The sequence below is a fragment of the Pseudomonas sp. GL-R-19 genome, from assembly GCF_019956375.1.
Lineage (GTDB): Bacteria > Pseudomonadota > Gammaproteobacteria > Pseudomonadales > Pseudomonadaceae > Aquipseudomonas.
This window is the reverse complement of sequence record NZ_JAHBDJ010000066.1, coordinates 34,003-55,313: the sequence shown is the minus strand read 5'-3', so window position 1 is coordinate 55,313 and position 21,311 is coordinate 34,003. Positions and strand designations below refer to the sequence as shown.

The 21,311-nt window shown below is 59.8% G+C and carries 17 protein-coding genes and 2 pseudogenes; 13 read left to right on the top strand and 6 right to left on the bottom strand.

The window, feature by feature from the left end; genetic code table 11:
* Window positions 1–357: 357 nt before the first annotated feature.
* Entirely contained in the window at window positions 358–870 is a 513-nt protein-coding gene (locus KGA83_RS25670; protein ID WP_108216600.1) for a Bro-N domain-containing protein, read from the top strand.
* 303 nt (window positions 871–1,173) lie between these two features.
* Here KGA83_RS25670 and KGA83_RS25665 read toward each other — a convergent pair whose 3' ends face one another.
* Entirely contained in the window at window positions 1,174–1,359 is a 186-nt protein-coding gene (locus KGA83_RS25665; protein ID WP_108216598.1) for a hypothetical protein, read from the bottom strand.
* A 418-nt stretch (window positions 1,360–1,777) separates the two neighbouring features.
* On the opposite strand from KGA83_RS25665, the gene KGA83_RS25660 reads away from it, so the two are divergent.
* The 7 genes from KGA83_RS25660 (at window position 1,778) to KGA83_RS25630 (ending at window position 10,336) form a co-directional block, all read left to right on the top strand.
* Window positions 1,778–3,406: a glucan biosynthesis protein D gene (locus tag KGA83_RS25660; RefSeq protein WP_108216597.1), complete on the top strand. Its 1,629-nt coding sequence runs from the start codon at window positions 1,778–1,780 to the stop codon at window positions 3,404–3,406.
* A 277-nt stretch (window positions 3,407–3,683) separates the two neighbouring features.
* Window positions 3,684–4,598 (top strand): glutamate/aspartate ABC transporter substrate-binding protein, encoded by a 915-nt coding sequence (locus KGA83_RS25655; protein WP_008021031.1) that lies wholly within the window; start codon window positions 3,684–3,686, stop codon window positions 4,596–4,598.
* Window positions 4,599–4,792: 194 nt separating this feature from the next.
* Window positions 4,793–5,539 (top strand): amino acid ABC transporter permease, encoded by a 747-nt coding sequence (locus KGA83_RS25650; protein WP_223458269.1) that lies wholly within the window; start codon window positions 4,793–4,795, stop codon window positions 5,537–5,539.
* Window positions 5,539–6,210, top strand: coding sequence for an amino acid ABC transporter permease (locus KGA83_RS25645; protein WP_108216595.1), 672 nt, complete (start codon window positions 5,539–5,541; stop codon window positions 6,208–6,210). Before KGA83_RS25650 ends, KGA83_RS25645 begins: the two co-directional genes overlap by 1 nt.
* Entirely contained in the window at window positions 6,207–6,941 is a 735-nt protein-coding gene (locus tag KGA83_RS25640) for an amino acid ABC transporter ATP-binding protein (protein WP_007985725.1), read from the top strand. Before KGA83_RS25645 ends, KGA83_RS25640 begins: the two co-directional genes overlap by 4 nt.
* Before the next feature lie 168 nt (window positions 6,942–7,109).
* Window positions 7,110–9,011 carry a sensor histidine kinase gene (locus KGA83_RS25635; protein ID WP_108216594.1) on the top strand — a complete coding sequence of 634 codons (1,902 nt, stop codon included), beginning with the start codon at window positions 7,110–7,112 and terminating at the stop codon, window positions 9,009–9,011.
* A complete protein-coding gene (locus tag KGA83_RS25630) occupies window positions 9,008–10,336 on the top strand; it encodes a sigma-54-dependent transcriptional regulator (protein ID WP_108216593.1) in 1,329 nt (442 codons plus the stop codon). The genes KGA83_RS25635 and KGA83_RS25630 overlap by 4 nt, the downstream gene beginning before the upstream one ends.
* 124 nt (window positions 10,337–10,460) lie before the next feature.
* Here KGA83_RS25630 and KGA83_RS25625 read toward each other — a convergent pair whose 3' ends face one another.
* Complete coding sequence (locus KGA83_RS25625) at window positions 10,461–11,495, bottom strand: alpha/beta fold hydrolase (RefSeq protein WP_108216592.1); 1,035 nt, start codon at window positions 11,493–11,495, stop codon at window positions 10,461–10,463.
* A 243-nt stretch (window positions 11,496–11,738) separates the two neighbouring features.
* Here KGA83_RS25625 and metR point away from each other — a divergent pair, with 243 nt between their 5' ends.
* Window positions 11,739–12,656 (top strand): transcriptional regulator MetR, encoded by a 918-nt coding sequence (metR, locus tag KGA83_RS25620; protein ID WP_108216591.1) that lies wholly within the window; start codon window positions 11,739–11,741, stop codon window positions 12,654–12,656.
* A gap of 111 nt (window positions 12,657–12,767) precedes the next feature.
* Here metR and KGA83_RS25615 read toward each other — a convergent pair whose 3' ends face one another.
* The 4 genes and pseudogenes from KGA83_RS25615 to KGA83_RS25600 all read right to left on the bottom strand — a co-directional run.
* Complete coding sequence (locus KGA83_RS25615; protein ID WP_115947780.1) at window positions 12,768–13,265, bottom strand: GNAT family N-acetyltransferase; 498 nt, start codon at window positions 13,263–13,265, stop codon at window positions 12,768–12,770.
* 2 nt (window positions 13,266–13,267) lie between these two features.
* Window positions 13,268–13,384, bottom strand: a pseudogene (locus KGA83_RS25610) (LysE family translocator); the annotation flags it as partial.
* Window positions 13,385–13,449: 65 nt separating this feature from the next.
* Complete coding sequence (locus KGA83_RS25605; protein ID WP_108216589.1) at window positions 13,450–13,884, bottom strand: NUDIX hydrolase; 435 nt, start codon at window positions 13,882–13,884, stop codon at window positions 13,450–13,452.
* 86 nt (window positions 13,885–13,970) lie between these two features.
* Window positions 13,971–14,111, bottom strand: a pseudogene (locus tag KGA83_RS25600) (HD domain-containing phosphohydrolase); the annotation flags it as partial.
* Between the two features lie 211 nt (window positions 14,112–14,322).
* On the opposite strand from KGA83_RS25600, the gene KGA83_RS25595 reads away from it, so the two are divergent.
* Genes KGA83_RS25595 through KGA83_RS25580 form a run of 4 tightly spaced genes read left to right on the top strand, consistent with a single transcriptional unit; the run spans window position 14,323 to window position 21,270 of the window.
* The gene (locus KGA83_RS25595; RefSeq protein WP_108216588.1) at window positions 14,323–16,587 is read left to right on the top strand and encodes an EAL domain-containing protein; all 2,265 of its coding nucleotides are present in this window, start codon (window positions 14,323–14,325) and stop codon (window positions 16,585–16,587) included.
* Complete coding sequence (locus KGA83_RS25590; RefSeq protein ID WP_108216587.1) at window positions 16,584–18,458, top strand: putative bifunctional diguanylate cyclase/phosphodiesterase; 1,875 nt, start codon at window positions 16,584–16,586, stop codon at window positions 18,456–18,458. The genes KGA83_RS25595 and KGA83_RS25590 overlap by 4 nt, the downstream gene beginning before the upstream one ends.
* Window positions 18,455–19,459, top strand: a complete 1,005-nt coding sequence (locus tag KGA83_RS25585) for a cytochrome-c peroxidase (RefSeq protein WP_223531178.1) — start codon at window positions 18,455–18,457, stop codon at window positions 19,457–19,459. Before KGA83_RS25590 ends, KGA83_RS25585 begins: the two co-directional genes overlap by 4 nt.
* Window positions 19,456–21,270: a DAHL domain-containing protein gene (locus KGA83_RS25580; protein WP_115947782.1), complete on the top strand. Its 1,815-nt coding sequence runs from the start codon at window positions 19,456–19,458 to the stop codon at window positions 21,268–21,270. The genes KGA83_RS25585 and KGA83_RS25580 overlap by 4 nt, the downstream gene beginning before the upstream one ends.
* The last annotated feature ends 41 nt before the right edge of the window (window positions 21,271–21,311 follow it).

Below are 21,311 nucleotides of genomic sequence, written 5' to 3'. Positions count from 1 at the left end.
GCAAAAACAGAAAATTCCTACAGATACAGCCTTCCTGAAAAACCCTCGATTCCTACAACACGCGTCGCCAGAGTAGACTTGGCGCCGCGAGCGCCTGACCGATAGGCTTTGTTCCGTCGCTGCCAAATCAGCGGCCCGGAGTCGAAGCCGGAACATATCAACATGGCGCATCCGCGCCCCCATATGAGCTGGGGCATTTTTTTGCCTTTCAGTTTCGCGTTATGGCGGGCCGTGTGGCGCGGGCCTCTCGGCTTCCATGTTGATCGAGAATGTTCCGACTTCGAACGCCCCACGGTCCGCCACCCAAATCTGTCGAAGGATTATTGGCGGCTCCTTTCTTCAACATGGAGTCGAAAAATGCATAAGCACACAACCCATCCGACTGAAATTCCTTCCTGCTTCATCCCTAAAGTCTTCACCCGCCACAACCGCTTCCTCCATGCCTTCATGCAAGACAACCAAGCCTGGTTCTGCGCACAGGATCTGGGTCGTCTGATGGGCAAACCACTCAACGAACGCCTGACCCTGAAACTCGACCCCGACCAACGTCGCACTGTCTGGCTGCTCAAGGACGGCAAAACAGTCGAAACCCTGATGGTCAGCGAATCAGGCATGTACGCCTTGCTGGTTCATCATTTCGTCCCGGAAAACCGCAACCTGCGCCAATGGTTGAGCAACGAAGTCATACCCTCGCTGCGTGATGCGAAATCAGAGCCTGTGGAAAACCTGCCAAGCCTGAGTTCCTTGAATTGGGCTGGAATCTCCGTGCCCTTGCTGCATTACCAACATCACGCCTGGATCAAGTGGCGAGACATGCCTGAGTTGATGCAGGTGCAGCGACCCTTCCCAATCGCTGGCACTTGCCGTTGAAGGGATAAATCGAGCTGAAAAAAGGGACAGACTTCACGGTCCGTCCCTTTGGTTTGAGTCCTCTCAATTAATTGTCCTGCTGAATGAGTTATTTCCACATGAACAAGACTCACAGCGTCAAACGAACCCTCATCGAAATGATTCCATGTGATAGCTCGTTTGCAGAGGCGTATCTCCATAAGCACGACCAGCAATCTGTCCGACAGCAAGCAATAGACGCTGGCATAGCCGACGCTGATGCAGGCAGGTTAACCAGCCTGGCCACCGTGAAGGCCAAATGGCTCTCACGGTAACCAGCCCTGCTCAAAACCTCGAAACACTCCTCATCGCATCCACCAGATACCTCATCGCGATCCTGTCGCTCTCCGACAGCTCCCGATAGCGTTCCACCAGTTTCATTTCCTCGCTGTTGAGCCGGCGTCTTCGCCGCCCGGTGGCCAGGCAAGGAAAGATTCCCAACAATTCAGTGATGTTCTGTACTTTCGACATGGACGATGTCCTTCTCTAGACGTCAAAGAAACTGCAAAAAACCGCATCGCCCTATCCCTTTTTCAGCAGCCGCTGGGTGCCCACTGAACCGCACCGGTCCGAAGGGCATAAACCGGTCATGTGCACAGAATAGAAATATTCCGGGCGCTGAAAAGCAATTTTTAGAGTAACTAGTCGAAAAAAGCAGAAATGCCCTTTAAATCAGAAACCACTGTCGGAATTGTTTCCCGACATGTCTTGTTTCATTGCTGGGCCAGCGCAGTGCCATCAATCAATTTTGCTCTTCAATCGAACGCTTTAAGCTATCGGGCATCTGTGTAAAAGTCCGTTGCGTTTGGCCGAAGGCATGTCCGAACCGATATTTCTGATCCAGCACGTGCCAGGAACGGCGCGGGATTGTTCACGACAGGTTGTATTTATGCACCGCAGGAACTTGCTCAAAGCCTCCATGGCCATCGCGGCCTACACTGGTTTGTCCGCCACGGGCCTGATGGCGGCCCAGGCCTGGGCCGCCAGCGGCGGCACCGCTGATGGCGAGGCCACCGCGTTCGATTTCGAAGCGCTGAAACTCCAGGCCAAACAGCTCGCCAGCCGTCGCTACCAGGACACCAAGCAACAATTGCCGCCGACCCTGGCGAGCATGACGCCGCAGAACTTCAATGCGATCCGCTACGACGCCAGGCACTCTTTGTGGAATGACCTGAACGGTCAGCTGGATGTGCAGTTTTTCCACGTCGGCATGGGGTTCAAGCAGCCGGTGCGCATGTACAGCGTCGACCCCAAGACCCGTCAGGCGCGTGAGGTGCATTTCCGCCCGTCGCTGTTCAACTATGAAAACACCACGGTCGACACCGCACAGCTCAAGGCCGATTTGGGTTTCTCCGGCTTCAAGTTGTTCAAGGCCCCGGAACTGGACAAACACGACGTCGTGTCTTTCCTCGGCGCCAGTTACTTCCGTGCGGTGGACGCCACCGGCCAGTACGGTTTGTCGGCCCGCGGGCTGGCCATCGACACCTACGCCAAAAAGCGCGAAGAATTCCCCGACTTCACCAAGTTCTGGTTCGAGACGCCGGACAAGGACAGCACCCGCTTCGTGGTCTACGCCCTGCTCGACTCGCCGAGTGCCACCGGTGCCTACCGCTTCGATATCGACTGCCAGGCCGAGCGCGTGGTGATGGAGATCGATGCCTACGTCAACGCACGCACCGCCATCGACCAACTGGGCATCGCGCCGATGACCAGCATGTTCAGTTGCGGCACCCACGAACGCCGGATGTGCGACACCATTCACCCGCAAATCCACGACTCCGATCGCCTGGCCATGTGGCGCGGCAACGGCGAGTGGATCTGCCGCCCGCTGAATAACCCGGCGACCTTGCAATTCAATGCCTTCGCCGACAAGGACCCGAAAGGTTTCGGCCTGGTACAGACCGACCACGAGTTCGCCAGCTATCAGGACACCGTAGACTGGTACAGCCGCCGCCCGAGCCTGTGGGTCGAGCCGACCACCCCATGGGGCGAAGGCTCGATCGATCTGCTGGAAATCCCGACCACCGGCGAAACCATGGACAACATCGTCGCCTTCTGGACCCCGAAGAAACCAGTGGCTGCGGGGGACTCGTTGAACTACGGCTACAAACTCTACTGGAGCGCACTGCCACCGGTCGGCACTCCGCTGGCGCGAGTCAATGCGACCCGTTCAGGCATGGGCGGATTCACCGAAGGCTGGGCGCCGGGCGAGCATTACCCGCCAGTCTGGGCCCGTCGTTTTGCCGTGGACTTCACCGGCGGCGGCCTGGACCGCTTGCCTGAAGGTGCGGGCATCGAGCCGGTGGTGACTTGCTCGAACGGCGAGGTCAAGGATTTCAGCGTGCTCAAGCTCGATGACATCAAGGGCTACCGCATCCTGTTTGACTGGTACCCGACCAATGACAGCGTGGAACCTGTCGAGCTGCGCCTGTTCATCCGCACCAACGACCGCACGCTGAGCGAAACCTGGTTGTATCAGTACTTCCCGCCAGCCCCGGACAAGCGCAAATATCCGTGACGACCAAGTAGCACCCGACCGCCATTCGGTTTTCCGAACGCGACCTGCGGGTCAGTTCGGTTAACCGGATCATCCAGCCTCAATATTCGCGCCATAAATATTTAATTTCCTTATAAATCAATAACATGACCTATTGGCACTGGTCTGGCACGAGTCATGCTCTACACTTCTTCGACGAATGTCCTTTGCGCCCTCTCTCAGTAGCGCTCAGGTGATTTGCAGCACAAAAGGGCCGATGAACTGGCTCCATAAAAAAAACAATGTCGAGGAAAATTTGATGCGCATCGTTCCCCACATCCTGGGCGCAGCCATTGCTGCCGCTCTGATCAGCACGCCAGTTTTCGCCGCCGAACTCACCGGCACCCTGAAGAAGATCAAAGAGTCCGGTGTCATCACCCTCGGGCATCGTGACGCTTCCATTCCGTTCTCCTACATCGCGGATGCTTCCGGCAAACCGGTCGGCTACTCCCACGACATCCAGCTGAAAGTCGTCGAAGCGCTGAAAAAAGACCTCGACATGCCCAACCTCCAGGTCAAGTACAACCTGGTGACTTCGCAAACCCGTATCCCGCTGGTGCAGAACGGCACCGTGGACCTGGAGTGCGGCTCCACCACCAACAACGTCGAGCGTCAGCAGCAAGTTGACTTCTCCGTTGGCATCTTCGAAATCGGTACTCGCCTGCTGTCCAAGGCAGACTCCAAGTACAAGGATTTCCCTGACCTGGCCGGCAAAAACGTCGTGACCACCGCCGGCACCACGTCCGAGCGCATCCTCAAGTCGATGAACGCCGACAAGCAGATGGGCATGAACGTCATCTCCGCCAAAGACCATGGCGAGTCCTTCCAGATGCTGGAAACCGGCCGTGCCGTGGCTTTCATGATGGACGACGCCCTGCTGGCAGGTGAAGCAGCCAAGGCCAAGAATGCGAAAGACTGGGCAGTGACCGGTACTCCGCAGTCCTACGAAATCTACGGTTGCATGGTGCGCAAAGGCGACGAGCCGTTCAAAAAGGCTGTGGATGACGCCATCAAGGCCACCTACGCATCGGGCGAGATCAACAAGATCTACGAAAAATGGTTCATGCAGCCAATCCCGCCAAAAGGCCTGAACCTGAATTTCCCGATGAGCAACGAGCTCAAGGCCCTGATCGCCAATCCGACCGATAAAGCGGCTGACGACAAGAAATCCTGATTTCTGACTAACCTTATCTCCTGACAGGGCGCATGCCCTTTCAGGAGGTGGTCACTTCCTGCTGGCATTTTCTGGAAACACTCGAACCGGTGGCTGTCGAGCCGGACGCGTGTGCCTGTCCCTCAAGGACAGGCGGGAACGGAGCTTCCCCCAAGCGGGCACTTGCACATCGATCGAACTGAGGGGAGACCCTAATGAATTACAACTGGGACTGGGGCGTGTTCTTCAAGTCCACCGGCGTGGGCAGCGAGACCTATTTCGACTGGTACGTGACCGGTTTGGGCTGGACCATCGGCATCGCCATCGCGGCCTGGATCATTGCCCTGACACTGGGCTCGATCCTGGGCGTCATGCGTACCGTGCCGAACCGCATCGTATCGGGCATCGCCACCTGCTACGTCGAACTCTTCCGTAACGTGCCGCTGCTGGTGCAGCTGTTCATCTGGTACTTCCTGGTACCCGACCTGCTGCCGCCGGACCTGCAAGAGTGGTACAAGCAGGATCTGAACCCGACCACCTCGGCGTTCCTCAGCGTCGTCGTGTGCCTGGGCCTGTTCACCACGGCTCGCGTTTGCGAACAGGTGCGCACCGGTATCCAGGCCCTGCCAAAAGGCCAGGAATCCGCGGCCCGCGCCATGGGTTTCAAGCTGCCGCAGATCTACTGGAACGTGCTGCTGCCCCAGGCCTACCGGATCATCATTCCGCCGCTCACCTCGGAATTCTTGAACGTCTTCAAGAACACTTCCGTGGCCTCGCTGATCGGCTTGATGGAATTGCTCGCGCAGACCAAACAGACCGCCGAGTTCTCTGCCAACCTGTTCGAAGCCTTTACCCTGGCAACGCTGATCTACTTCACCCTGAACATGAGCCTGATGCTGCTGATGCGCATGGTCGAGAAGAAAGTCGCCGTGCCGGGCCTGATTTCCGTAGGGGGTAAATGATGGAATTCGACTTCTCGGGCATCATCCCGTCCCTGCCGGGCCTGTGGAACGGCATGATCATGACCCTCAAGCTGATGGCCATGGGCGTGGTCGGCGGGATCATCCTCGGCACCATCCTGGCATTGATGCGTCTGTCCCACAGCAAAGTGCTGTCGAACATCGCGGGCGCCTACGTCAACTATTTCCGTTCGATCCCGTTGCTGCTGGTCATCACCTGGTTCTACCTGGCGGTGCCGTTCGTGCTGCGCTGGATCACCGGCGAAGACACGCCGATCGGCGCGTTCGCCTCCTGCATCGTGGCCTTCATGATGTTCGAAGCGGCATACTTCTGCGAAATCGTCCGCGCCGGTGTGCAGTCGATTCCCAAGGGCCAGATGGGCGCTGCCCAGGCGTTGGGCATGACTTATGGCCAGATGATGCGCCTGATCATCCTGCCGCAGGCATTCCGCAAGATGACCCCACTGTTGCTACAACAGAGCATCATCCTGTTTCAGGACACCTCGCTGGTCTACGCCGTCGGCCTGGTGGACTTCCTCAATGCTTCGCGCGCCAGTGGCGACATCATTGGCCGCTCCAATGAGTTCCTGGTTTTCGCCGGTCTCGTGTACTTCATCATCAGCTTTGCCGCCTCGCGGCTGGTCAAGCGTCTGCAAAAAAGGTTCGCCGTATGATCTCTATCAAAAGCATCAACAAGTGGTATGGGGACTTCCAGGTACTGACTGATTGCAGCACCGAGGTCAAAAAAGGCGAAGTGATCGTGGTGTGCGGGCCATCCGGTTCCGGCAAATCGACCCTGATCAAGTGCGTCAACGCCCTGGAACCGTTCCAGAAAGGCGACATCGTGGTCGACGGCACCTCCATCGCCGACCCGAAGACCAACCTGCCGAAACTGCGTTCGCGCGTGGGCATGGTGTTCCAGCACTTCGAGCTGTTCCCGCACCTGACCATCACCGAAAACCTGACCATCGCGCAGATCAAGGTGCTGGGCCGCAGCAAGGAAGAAGCCACCAAGAAAGGCCTGCAATTGCTCGAGCGCGTCGGCCTGTCGGCTCACGCCCACAAACACCCGGGCCAGCTCTCCGGCGGTCAGCAGCAGCGTGTGGCGATTGCCCGTGCGCTGGCGATGGACCCGATCGTCATGCTGTTCGACGAACCGACCTCGGCGCTGGACCCGGAAATGGTCAACGAAGTGCTCGACGTGATGGTGCAACTGGCCCACGAAGGCATGACCATGATGTGCGTGACCCACGAAATGGGCTTCGCCCGTAAAGTGGCGGACCGGGTGATCTTCATGGACGCCGGCAAGATCATCGAAGACTGCAAGAAAGAGGAGTTCTTCGGCGACATCAACGCCCGTGCGGATCGTACGCAGCACTTCCTGAACAAGATTCTGCAGCACTAATACCAACGTAGCTCGCCCCTACCCTGTAGGAGCGAGCTTGCTCGCGATGGTCGTTAACGATGACGCGTTCATCCTGAATGCACGCGTTGTCCTTGAGTTCTTCGCGAGCAAGCTCGCTCCTACAGTTGGAGTAGGCAGGCAATCGCTGGTTGACCCAAGGCATCTGTGATGAAATGCGACTCCAATCTTTATCGCGCAGCAATGCCATCACTCGCCGTGAAACCCCGTCTGATTCGCCATTTGTTCCTGCCACCGCTGATCATCGCCATGATGATCGGCCTGGGCTATATCGGCTTCTGGGTCAGTGAGCACTATGGTATTCACAGCCTTGGCGAGAACGGCCAGCGACAGCTGGAACTGCACGCCCGTGCCGTCGAAAGCGAAATCAGCAAATACACCTACCTGCCCAGCCTGCTGGAGCTCGAAACCAGCGTTTCGCAGTTGCTGGCCGACCCGACCCCGGAACACCGGCAAACGGTCAACGATTACCTCGAAGGCCTGAACCGGCGCAGCCGCAGTCGGGCCATCTACGTGATGGACACCACCGGCCGCGTCATGGCTACCAGCAACTGGCGCGATGTCGACAGTTACCTGGGTGAAGACCTGTCCTTTCGCGCCTATTTCCAGAACGCCGTGCGTGGTCAGCCCGGGCGCTTCTACGGCATCGGCAGTACCAACGGCGAACCCGGCTACTACCTGGCCCATGGCCTGGAAGAACACGGCAAGATCATCGGCGTCGCGGTGGTCAAGGTACGCCTGGAAGCCATGGAAGAACGCTGGCAGCGGGCACGCCTGGAAGCCTTCGTCAGCGACGAGAACGGCATCATCATTCTCTCCAGCGATCCGGCTCGGCGTTTGAAATCGGTGGTGCCGCTGAGCGAAGAAACCAAGGAAAAACTCGCCCGCAGCCTGCAGTACTACTGGTTCCCGCTCAACGAACTGCAACCGCTGGCCCGGGAAATTCTGTCCGAAGGCGTGGAAAAACTCACGTTCCCGGCCAACAGCGAACTGGCGTCCGACGATGAAAACATCAGTTACCTGGCGCAAACCCGGCCGCTCGGCGATACGCCGTGGAATTTCACCCTGCTCACGCCGCTCCAGGACCTGCGCCGCGAAGCGATCAATCAGGGGATTCTGGTGGCCGTGGCGTTTGCCCTCTGTGCCTTTCTGTTGATTGCCTGGAACGAGCGGCGCAAGGTGATCGCCACACGTCTGGCGGCTCGGGAAGCCTTGCAGGAAGCCAACAATCAGCTGGAGCGTCGGATTACCGAACGCACCACCGACCTGCGCGCCAGCAACGAACGGCTCAAGGGCCAGATCCGCGAGCGCCGGCTCGCCGAAGAGACCTTGCGCCGTGCCCAGGATGAACTGGTGCAGGCCGGAAAACTCGCGGCCATCGGCCAGATGTCCACCAGCATCGCCCACGAACTGAACCAGCCGCTGGCGGCGCTGCGCACCTTGTCCGGCAATACCGTGCGCTTCCTCGAACGTGGCCAGCTCGATGTGGCCAGCACCAACCTCAAGACCATCAACGAACTGATCGACCGCATGGGCCGCATCACCGCCAGCCTGCGCTCGTTCGCCCGGCGCGGTGACGACAAGGGCCAGGCCTGTCTCGGCAAAGCGGTGGACGCGGCCCTGCAATTGCACGGTGCACGGGTGGAAAACACCCCTCTGCAATTGCACCGCCATTTCGAAGCTGTGCAGGTGCAGATCGACCAGACCCGCCTGGAGCAGATTCTGGTCAACCTCATCGGCAACGCCCTCGACGCCATGCAAGCGCAGCCGCAACCCGAGCTGTGGCTCGAAGGCGAAGCGTTCGATGGTAAATACCGCCTGCGCGTGCGCGACAACGGCCATGGCATCGACGCCGAAGCGCGCAAGCACCTGTTCGAACCCTTCTTCACCACAAAACCCGGCGAACAGGGCCTGGGCCTTGGCCTGACCCTTTCCGCCAGCCTGGCCGCCGCCACCGGCGGTCACCTGGGTGTCGAGCACCCGTCCAGCGGTGGTACCGCATTCGTCCTCAGTTTACCGTTGGTAAGCCCCACTCCCGCCGAGCCAATATGAACAACGACCTTAGTGTATTGATCGTCGAAGACGACCCCCATGTGCTGCTCGGCTGCCAACAGGCGCTGACCCTGGAAGACATTCCCTGCATTGGCGTGGGCAGCGCCGAAGAAGCCCTGGAGCGGGTCGGCGACGATTTCGCCGGCATCGTCGTCAGCGACATTCGCCTGCCGGGTATCGATGGCCTGGAATTGCTGACCCGGCTCAAGGCCCGCGACCGCAGCCTGCCGGTGGTGCTGATCACCGGGCACGGCGACATCTCCATGGCCGTCGGCGCGATGCAGAAAGGCGCCTACGACTTCATGGAAAAGCCGTTCTCTCCGGAGCGCCTGGTGGACGTGGCCCGCCGCGCCCTGGAGCAACGCAGCCTGGCACGGGAAGTGTCGTCGCTGCGCCGGCAACTGGCCGAGCGCGACTCCCTCGAAGGGCGGATCATCGGACGCTCGCCGGCCATGCAGAACCTGCGGGAACTGATTGCCAACGTCGCCGATACCTCGGCCAATGTGCTGATCGAAGGCGAGACCGGCACCGGCAAGGAGTTGGTCGCACGCTGCCTGCATGATTTCAGCCGACGGCACACCAAGCAGTTCGTCGCCTTGAACTGCGGCGGCCTGCCGGAGAACCTCTTCGAAAGCGAAATCTTCGGCCACGAAGCCAACGCCTTTACCGGCGCGGGCAAACGGCGGATCGGCAAGATCGAACACGCTGACGGCGGCACGCTGTTCCTCGACGAAGTGGAAAGCATGCCTCTGCCCTTGCAGATCAAACTGCTGCGGGTGTTGCAGGAACGCACCCTCGAACGCCTCGGTTCGAACCAGAGCGTGGCGGTGGATTGCCGGGTGATCGCGGCGACCAAATCCGACCTCGTCGAGTCGAGCAAGGCTGGCGAATTCCGCAGCGACCTGTACTACCGCCTCAACGTGGTGACCCTGGAATTGCCGCCGCTGCGCGAACGCCGTGAGGACATCCTGCAACTGTTCGAGCACTTTTTGCAGCTGTCGTCCCTGCGCTTCGACCGCGCGGTGCCGGAGCTGGACAACCAGACCGTTTCGAACTTGATGAGCCACGACTGGCCGGGCAACGTGCGTGAACTGCGCAACGTTGCCGAGCGCTTTGCCCTGGGCCTGCCGGCGTTCAAGAAAACCGGTGCCGGCGGTGGCAATCAGGGCCTGGCCTTTGCCGAAGCGGTGGAAGCGTTCGAGCGCAACCTGCTCAGCGATGCCTTGCAACGCAGCGGCGGCAACCTGACCCAGGCCAGCCAGGAACTGGGCATGGCCAAGACCACGCTGTTCGACAAAGTGAAAAAATACGGGCTAAGCCATTGAGGGTCCTGAAGGCGGCGGTAGCATTCATGTAGGAGCTGGCTTGCCAGCGAAGGGGCCCTTGAATTATGTATCGCCCTTAAGGACGCCTTCGCTGGCAAGCCAGCTCCTACAGGGGCCCCGGGTGTTACAAAAGATTCGGCGCCAGCGCCGGATCAATCTGCGCCCAGTGCGAAGTGTCCTCACGGTGCTCGCGCAAATACGGCAACACCGCCGCCAGCAACGGCGCCTTGAACGCCTCCTGGAAGCGATGGGCCAGGCCCGGAATCAGGATCAATTGGCTGCCTCGCAGATGCGCCGCCAGATGCACCCCGTGCATCACCGGCAACAACGGGTCGGCCGTGCCATGCACCACCAGCGCCGGCACCCGCAACTGATTGAGCAGGGTCACCCGGCTCGGTTCGGCGAGAATGGCCATGATCTGGCGTTTCACGCCCTCGGGATTGAACGCCCGGTCATAGGACAGCGCCGCCTGATGCAGCAGCACCTGGCGATCATCAGTGACCATCGGGCTGCCCAGCGCCGCCAGCAAGTCGGCCTGTTGCTCCAGGGCCACTTCGCGGCTCGGTGCACCGCGCCGGGACAACAACTGCACCAGCGCCGCACTCGGTGCTGGCAAGCCTTCGGCGCCGGAGGTGGTCATGATCAGGGTCAGGCTCTCGATCCGTTGCGGTGCCATGGCCGCCATGTGCTGGGCGATCATCCCGCCCATGCTGGCGCCCAACACGTGGAATTGATCGATGTGCAAGGCGTCCATCAGCCCCAGGCCATCATCGGCCATGTCGGTCAGCGAATACGGCGACGACACCGGCAATCCGAGTTTGTAGCGCAGCACTTCGAAGGTCAGGTTGGCTTCGGCCGGTGCTTGTCGCCAGGTCGACAGGCCGACATCGCGATTGTCATAACGGATCACCCGGAACCCCTGCTGGCACAGGGCGACCACCACCTCGTCCGGCCAGTGAATCAACTGCCCGCCCAGGCCCATCACCAGCAGCAAGGCCGGGTCCGACGCACGGCCGATGCTCTGGTACGCCAGGCTTACCTGGGCCAGATCCACCCGTTCGGTCGCAACATCGACGTCACAACGCGAAGCCGCCAGGGACGGCAGGCCGAACAACAGCGCGGCCAACAATACGATTCGTGAAAAGAATGAAGCACCCATGAAAAACACCAAAACGCAGAACCCCAGTAGAGCGCGAGTCTGATGAAGTTTGTTCAAGCGCGCTGCCACAGTTCCATGACAGTTTGATGAAGAGTGCCGGGCGGTCGTCTTCAGGACCGCGTTATCGTTCACCGCGAGCAGGCTCCTGTGTAAAAGAGGGCACTCCTGTCGACAGCCAACCCAACATGAGACAAACTCAACCTTTTCGATTTATCGACAAGTTTTCCTCATGGAGCCCCCCCGGTGCTTGAAATCCGTCACCTCAAGACCCTGCACGCCTTGCGCGAAGCCGACAGCCTGGTGGATGCGGCCGACCGCCTGCACCTGACCCAGTCGGCCCTGTCTCACCAGTTCAAAGAACTGGAAGAGCGCATGGGCATGCCACTGTTCGTGCGCAAGACCAAACCGGTGCGTTTCACCAGCGCCGGTCTGCGCCTGCTGCAATTGGCCGACGCCACCCTGCCGCTGCTGCGCGCCGCCGAACGAGACATCAGTCGCCTGGCCGGTGGCACCGCCGGTCGCTTGCACATGGCCATCGAATGCCACAGTTGCTTCCAGTGGCTGATGCCGACCATCGACCAGTTCCGCGACGCCTGGCCGGAAGTCGAGCTGGACCTGGCCTCTGGCTTCTCCTTCGCTCCGCTCCCGGCCCTGGCCCGTGGCGATCTGGACCTGGTGGTGACCTCCGACCCGGTGGATCTGGCGGGGATCACCTATGTACCGCTGTTCACTTATGAAGCGATGCTCGCGGTGGCCAACCAGCACCGCCTGGCCAGCAAGGCCTACATCGTCCCGGAAGACTTGCTCCCGGAAACCTTGATCACCTACCCGGTGGAACGGGACCGGCTGGACATCTTCACCCGCTTCCTCGAACCCGCCGACATCGAACCGGCCCAGGTCCGCACCTCGGAACTGACGGTGATGATGATGCAACTGGTGGCCAGCGGTCGTGGCGTATGCGGCATGCCCCATTGGGCTCTGCATGAATACAGCTCACGGGGTTATGTGAAGGCCAAGCGGCTGGGGGAGAAGGGTTTGTTCGCAACGTTGTATGCGGCGATCCGCACCGACATGCTGGATGCGCCGTACATGCGCGACTTCCTGCTGACGGCCAAGGACACGTCGTTTTCGACGCTCGACGGTGTGAGTGCCGTTCGGTAGAAACACATCCCCTGTAGGAGCGAGCTTGCTCGCGATGGAGTGTCAGGCACTGCTGCATCAACTGACACACCATCGCGAGCAAGCTCGCTCCTACAAGGAATTGTGGTGGCTTCAGAGTTCGCGCCACATGTGGATCTTGTCGAAATAATCCTCCCCTACCCGCACAGCCATCGGTTCCAGGCCGAACTGGATGAAACCGCAGCGCTGGTAGAGGTTGAACGCGGCATCGTTGCCAGCTGTGACGGTCAACTGGATCAGGCGCAAACCCGCATGGCTCTGCGCCTCGGCCAAGGCCGCCTGAACCAGCTGATAGCCGAGCCCACGCTGGCGGACTGTCGGTGAAACATACATGCCAAACAGCGTCACCTTGTGCCGGGCCTTTTCCCGAGCCTCGAGAGCGAGGCCGACGATGCCCGCCAATTTGCCTTCTTCGAACGCCCCGAGCACCAGGTCCAGCTTGCCCGTCAGGCGCAACTCCCACCAGTCCAGCGGCATCGCCGCCCGTTCGCGCACGCTCGAAGTGAAGGCCTGCGGATGCAGGTCGTAGGCTTCGAGCATCAATGCCCGATAGTCCAGGGCGTGGCTGGCATCCAGTCGTTCGATCCACATGTTCAAGCCATCCGTTTTTGCTCAAGCATCAGCCGCAGTGCCAGCCCGGACAACACGAAGCCCATGAAATAGCGCTGCATCGCCAGCCAGGTCGGGTTGTTGACGAACCAGGATGCAACGCGGCAGCGGCAAAAATCAGCAGGTCCTGAAGGCAGGATCATGGACGAGGTCCTTTGCGTAATGATCAGGCGATCGCGGTCAGCGATGCCCGATAAAACGGCAGGATCAGGTCCCGTGTCAATGGCGCCAGACTGATACCGCCATCGGTGGCCGGGTCGATCCAGATCACTTCTTCGATCTCCGCCTCCGGGGTTACGTTTGAATCAATATTCAGCTGAAATAGCTCGGCGTGGACGACAAAACCCGGCTCGTTGGCGGCCGGTGCCGAGAAGTGACCGAGGTAAACGGCCTGCGCCGGGTCGATGTCCAGACCCAGCTCTTCTTCCAGCTCACGAGCCAGGGCGTGAACCGGCAATTCATGGGGCTCGATCTTGCCACCCGGCTGCATGAACGCGGTGGTGCCGCGCTTGCGTACCAACAGTGTGCGGCCATCAGGGCCGATCAGCAGGGCGGCGGCGATATGGATAATACGCGGTGAAACAGCGGATGCAGATGTCATGTGTCAGCCATGGACCCTGATGGAAATCACAAGGATCCCATGTCCGACCGTCCGCCGTCATGCCTTGGCCTGAAGCAGCTGCGGGGCCGGTCGGGGAAACCGCTGCCGTCGCAGCGTTCCTGGTGGTGCAGGATCAACCGCGCCGCATCCTTCATCGGGGCCTTCATCAGGGCCAGGGTCATCAGTAGCGATTCGCTCTGCTTCGGATAGCCACGATAGCGGGCGCGGGCCTACGTCCTTTCTTGCCCATGCCTGAATGACAGGCTGGATGAATCTTCCGCCACGGGCGCAAATCATCGCCTTGAACCCGACAGGCGAAGTGACGAACTGACAACTATGCTCACACACTGGATGATACAACCGGCCCGCAAGCAGGTCTGTGGAGGGGAAAAGGATGCTCCCGAAGTTGAACGTGCGCACCCCGGTGGGTGCCGATCAATGATTTTCCGGCTACCGCAAATCAATCGCCGCATACTCATCGTCGACGACACCGCGTCGATTCATGCCGATTTCGCCAAAATACTCAGCCCCACCACTGTCGAGGATGACAGTCTGGGCCAAACCGAAAACCTCCTGTTCGGCACTCAGTCCACCACGCCGACTCAACACTTTGAGCTGGACTCGGCGTTCCAGGGTCGCGAAGCCCTGGACAAACTCGAAGCCGCCCTCGCGAACGATCGCCCCTACGCCATGGCTTTCATCGACATGCGAATGCCGCCAGGCTGGGATGGCCTGGAGACCATCGAACGGTTGTGGCAGGTCGATCCCAAACTGCAGGTGGCGCTGTGCACCGCCTACTCCGACTACTCCTGGGAGGACATCGACCAACGACTGGCGCTGAACGACCGCCTGCTGATTCTGAAGAAACCCTTCGACGCGATTGAAATACGCCAGATGGCCAGCGCCCTCACGGTCAAATGGCAGATGACCGAAGACGCCGCGCTCAAGATGAACCTGCTGGAACAAGCGGTCCAGGAACGCACCCGGGAACTGTCCGATGCCAATATCATCGTGCAGAACAGCCCGACCATCCTTTACCGGTTACGTGGCGAGCCGTCGTTTCCGCTGATGTACATTTCCCATAACATCACCCGCTACGGTCACCTCGCCGCCGATCTGGTGAGCTCGGCCAACTGGGCCCAGCAGTTGATCCACCCGGAAGATCAGGCCAGTGTCGATGCGGCCATGGCCCGGGTGCTGGACCGCCATGCGTTGGGCGCCTCGATTGAATTTCGCCTGCGCACCGGCCAGGGTGCATGGCGCTGGGTGGAGAACCGCTACATTCCCGTACGCGACCTTGACGGTCGCCTGCTGGAAGTCGAGGGGATCATTCTCGACATTACCGAACGCCGGTTGGCCGAAGAAAAAATGGCCTTGCTTGCCCGCACGGACGGGCTCACCGGCCTGGCCAACCGCGCCACCCTGATCGAACGCCTGCATCAGGCCTTTGCTGCCGCACGTCGAGGCGCAGAGGCATTCGCGGTTTTTTATCTGGACCTGGATCACTTCAAACGGATCAACGACACCTTCGGCCACCCGGTGGGCGATCTGCTGTTGCAGGAAGTGGCCCGGCGCATCAAATACGGCGTGCGGGAAAACGATGTGGTGGCACGCCTGGGCGGAGACGAGTTCGCGATCCTGCAACTGGACGTCAGCGATCCAACCCAGTCCGCCGCCATGGCGGCCAATATCCGTGATGCGCTGCTGACGCCGTACAACCTCGCCGGCAATGCCCTGCACCTTTCAGTCAGCATCGGCATCAGTACCTACAGCGTCGCCTGCCTCGACGCCGACAGCCTGCTGAGCCAGGCGGACATGGCGCTGTACCGTTCCAAGGAAATGGGCCGCAACCAATATCACTTCCACTCGCAGGAGATCACTCAGGAGGTGGCCGAACGCATGGCCATCGCCAAGGACTTGATGACGGCCATCGAAAGCGATGAACTGGCGCTGCATTACGTTCCGGAAGTGGATATGCACAGCGGCAGGATCCTGGGCATGGAAGCGCAAGTGCGCTGGTGCCATCCCCGGCGCGGCGAGCTGCCGGCCTCGGCTTTCGTGCCCGCGGCGGAAAAGACCGGTGCCATCATCCCTCTCGGACGCTGGGTGCTGGATCAGGCCTGCCGGCAGATGAGCCTGTGGCGTAACGAGGGAATGGCACCCCCAGTGATGGCGATCAAACTGTCCCTGGCGCAGCTAAAGAGTGGTCCGGAACTCATTTACGACGTGCTGCGCACCACTGCACGATGGGAGCTCGCCCCCTGGGACCTGCGTTTTGACGTGACCGAAGCGACTCTGGCACAAACCAAGTGGACCCAAAACGATGTACTGCCACGCCTGCGTGAGCTGGGGGTAAAAATCGCCATCGATGATTTCGGCACCGAATATTCATCATTCGATTACCTGAAAACCTACCGGGTCAATCACCTGAAGCTCAACCAATCCTTTATCGACGGCGCGACCCAGGATGCGGCTGGCGCCAACGGCCTGCGGGCAATCGTCAACTTCGCCCGGGACCTGGGTATCGGCATCATTACCGAAGGCGTCCAGCCATCGGATCGGCCCCGCACGCCAGAGTCAGCCGCCCCGCTATCAAGCGCGCAAGGCCTCTACTTCAGCGAGGCCGTGAATCCTGAACAAGCGACCCGACTGCTCAAGGACGGGAGCATAGGTCCCCCGTCCTCCAGGGAGGATGAGGGATGAAAACACTTTTCCCCCAGACCAACCGACGTATTCTCATCATTGACGATGCACCGGCGATCCATGCCGATTTTCGCAAGATCCTCACCCCGGGCACCGGCGACGAGGTGGATCTGGACAGTCTCGAACACTCACTGTTCGGGACTCGGCAATCACCACGTCTCACCTTCCAGCTCGACTCTGCCTACCAGGGCAAGGAAGCCCTGGAGCTGGTCGAACGTGCACTGGCCGATAGCCGCCCCTATGCCCTGGCATTTATCGACATGCGTATGCCGCCCGGCTGGGACGGCCTGGAAACCATTGAACACCTGTGGAATGCCGACCCGAACCTGCAAATTGCCTTGTGCACCGCCTATACCGACTACAGCTGGGAGGCCATGGCCGAACGACTGGAGTTCGGTGACCAGTTACTGATTCTGAAAAAGCCTTTCGACACCCTGGAAATCCGCCAGATGGCCAATGCCCTGACCTGGAAATGGCAGCTGGCACAGGACGCGGCGCTGAAGTTGTTGAGCCTTGAGCAGACTATCGAGGCACGGGTCCACGAACTGCTCAAGGTGTCGCACCTGCTACAGTACGACGCCCTCACAGGGCTGCCCAACAGCACATTGCTGGGTGATCGACTGAGCCAGTCGCTGGCCACTTGCCGACGCCATGACAAGCATCTGGTGGTGATGTTTCTCGGGCTGGACCGGTTCAAGCGCATCAACAACGCTCTGGGCCACCCGGCCGGGGACGAAATGCTCAAACGGGTCGGGCAACAACTGCTCAAGTACGTGCGAGAGACCGACTCGGTCTTTCGCTATGGCGCCGACGAATTCGTGGTGATCCTCAGCGACATCAACCACCCCCAGCAGACCCGTGGCATCGCCGAAAAACTGCTGAGTGCCGTGCGCAGCCCACAGTCGATCGCCGGCAAGGAGATCAGCATCACCGCCAGCCTGGGCATCAGCATTTATCCCGATGACGGGTTAGAGGCCATTGACCTGATCAAAAAAGCCGAATCCGCCATGCGTAACATCAAGGAAAGCGGCCCGAACGACATCGGTTTCTTCATCGAAGCCATGAACCAGCGTGCCCGGGAGCAGCAGAGCATCGAATCGGGCATTCGTCAGGCCCTGCAAAAGCACGAATTCGTCCTGCACTACCAACCGAAAATCGAACTGCACAGCGGACGGGTGGTTGGTGCCGAGGCGCTGGTGCGCTGGCAAAAACCCGGGAATGGCTGGATCTATCCTTCCGAATTCATCCCCGTGGCCGAAGACAGCGGCCTGATCGTGCCACTGAGCAAGTGGGTATTGGCCGAAGCCTGTCGCCAGACTCGACGCTGGCAAGCAGCCGGATTGCCGGAGATCCGCATGTCGGTCAACACATCGGCCATCGACTTTCGTCAACGTGATTTCGTCGAAGGCATCGAACAGATACTCCAACAGACGGGAATGCCCCCCTACCTGCTGGAACTGGAGATCACCGAAGGTGTACTGATGCAGAACGTCGAGGCGACCATGACCGCGTTGCACCGGCTCAAGACGCTGGGAGTGTGGCTGGCCATCGATGACTTCGGCACCGGCTATTCCAGCTTGAGCTATCTGCGCCGGTTCCCCATCGATGTGCTGAAAATCGATCAGTCGTTCATTCGTGGCCTGAGCAATGACAGCAACGACGCCGCCCTGGTCGGCGCGATCATCAGCCTGGGCCGGAGCCTGGAACTGAATGTCGTCGCCGAAGGCATCGAGACCGAGGAACAACTGGCGTTTCTCAAGGCCCATCAATGTGAGGAAGGCCAAGGTCACTACTTTAGCAAGGCCTTGCCGGCAGACGCTTTTGCGCAGCTGCTGGCCTTCGGGTGGGCAGAACAACGAGACGACTCATGAACAGCCGGAAACTGCAGCCCGGCGTCGAGTTCGCCAGGCAATCGCCAGTGCCCCTTGCGCATCGAGCGTTTGCGCTCCTGCTTTACGGGTTCTGTGCAGTCGCCGGTGCCGCGCCGCTGGACGAACCGCTCAAACCGTTGCCCGAGATACCGAAACAGAACCCCAATCAGGTCGAACTCGGTCGCAGGCTCTTCAGTGATCCGCGCCTGTCGGTCAACAACACCCTGTCCTGCGCCAGTTGTCATCAACTGGACAAGAGCGGGGCCGACACCCGCGCGTTTTCCCTCGGCTTCGATGGACGACCGGTATCGATCAACACGCCGACGGTGTTCAACGCCAGCCTCAACTTTCGCCAGTTCTGGGACGGTCGCGTCGAAACACTCGAGGCGCAGAGCAACGTCGTCATTACCAGTCCCCACGAAATGGGCAGCGACTGGAACACCATCGTCCAGCGGATCAATGAGGATGCAGACTACCGCGCAGGCTTCAGCGCGGCGTACCCGAATGCAGTGACCAAGGCCAACATACAGAGCGCCCTGGCCGCCTACGAGCGCACCTTGCTCACGCCCGGATCCCGTTTCGATCAATACCTGCTGGGCAATACGGACATCCTGACCCTCGAGGAGAAATACGGCTATCAGCGTTTCAAGGACTACGGCTGCATTGCCTGTCATCAGGGCGTGAACATCGGTGGCAACATGTTCCAGAAGTTCGGGGTGTTCGGTGATTACATCGCCGATCGCGGCAACCCGACCGTGACCGACCAGGGACGGTTCAACATCACTGGTGACGAAGCGGACCGCTCGGTGTTCAAGGTCCCGAGCCTGCGCAATGTCGCGCTGACCGCCCCCTACTTTCACGACGGCTCGGCGCCCACCCTCGAAAAAGCCGTGGACGTCATGTTCCAGTATCAGTTGGGGCGCATGCCGAGCGTGGAAGACAAAGCGTTGATCATCAAGTTCCTCAAGACCCTGAGCGGAAAAAGGGAGGGGCAGCCATGAGAAAAATTTCTCGTCGCGCCAGCCTGCTGTTTCTCGGGATCATCGCCGTGACCCTGGCTTCCGCACTGGTCTTTCTCTACCTCAAATCCAGCTCGGCACGGACCGTGGCATACACCGAGTCCCGGGATCTGGTACGCCAGATCAAACAGCAGGACTCGCGGTGGGAAACCGAGATCCTCAAATCCAGGGTGGCGATTTCGCATAACTACGACCCTCTGGTTTCACCCATGAACGAGATGAACCGGCTATGGGAACGCTTCGACACCATGGAGTCCGGTCATGGCCGCAACAACTCACGGCAATGGGACGATGCCCACGAAGGTTTTCTGCAGGCGATGCAGGAAAAGACCCGTCTGGTGGAGCGGTTCAAGTCGCACAATGCCTTGTTGCGCAACTCCCTGGCCTTCCTGCCCACCGCCGAGGACGACATCCAGGCGCAACTGTCCAACCTGCCTGACCTCGACAAGCTGCAAGTGCAGAGCATCGCCACCGACACCTATGACCTGTTGCTCAGTGCCCTGGAGTTCGCCCAGGTCACCTCCGCCGACAAAGCCGCCGACATCCAGGTGGGGCTGAGCAAACTGGCGGTGAACATGCAACGCCTGCCCATGAAGTTTCATGCCCCGATCAGGATCCTGAGCAACCACGTTACCTTGATTTTGCGTGAGCAGCCGATCGTCAACAGCTTGCTCGAAGAGATCGAAGCGGTCCCTGTGGCCGATCGTCTGGACAACATCACCAGCATGCTCGACCGTGATCAGCAACAAGCCGAGAAGACCGACAAGAAGTACCATTTCTACCTATTGCTGCTTTCCGTCTTGCTGGTGCTGGTATTGATCTGGCTGACCATCCGCCTGATCCGCAGCTTCGCCGAGATCAATCGGGTCAATACGGCCTTGCAGACCGCCAATGACGTGCTCGAACAACGGGTCGAGGAGCGTACCCGCGAGCTCAGGAATGCCCAGAGCGCACTGCTCGACGCCGCACGCCAGGCCGGCATGGCCGAAATCGCGACCAATGTGCTGCACAACGTCGGCAACGTGCTCAATAGCGTGAATATTTCTTCCGACCTGATTGCGCGAAAGCTTCGCAGCAGCAAGACCCAGGGCCTGGGCAAGGCAATGCAACTGATTAACGAACACCCGCAAGACCTTGGGCATTTCCTGACTCAGGACGACAAGGGCAAGCTGCTGCCCGGTTATCTCAATAAACTGGTCGACGCCATCGCTCACGAACAGCAGGAAGTGGCCGACGAACTGGGGCAGATGAGCAAGAGCGTCGACCACATCAAGGACATCGTTGCCACCCAACAATCCTATACCGGGGCCCACAGCATCACCGAACCGCTGTACATCAGCGAACTGCTCGAGGACGCCCTGCACATGAATGCCGGCGCGCTGACCCGGCACCACGTCACAGTGATCAGGGAATACAGCGAGGTGCCTCAGGTGATGGTTGACAAACACCGCTTGCTGCTAATCCTGATCAACCTGATCAGCAATGCCAAATACGCAATGTCCGACCTCAACAACCGGCCCAGGGAAATGACCCTCGGTGTGCGAATCATCGACGACACTTTCCTGGAAATCAGCGTCAAGGATGACGGCGAAGGTATCGCTGCGGAAAACATGACGCGGATTTTTGCCCACGGTTTCACCACCCGCAAGGAAGGTCATGGTTTCGGCCTGCACAGCTGCGCGCTGGCGGCCATCGAGATGAACGGCCACCTCACCGCCCACAGCGACGGTCCGGGCCTGGGCGCGCTGTTTACCTTGCAGATACCGCTGATCACCGTAACGGAGAACGCATAAGCGGGGGCCGGTACTACATTTCGCGTACAACTGCCGCTACG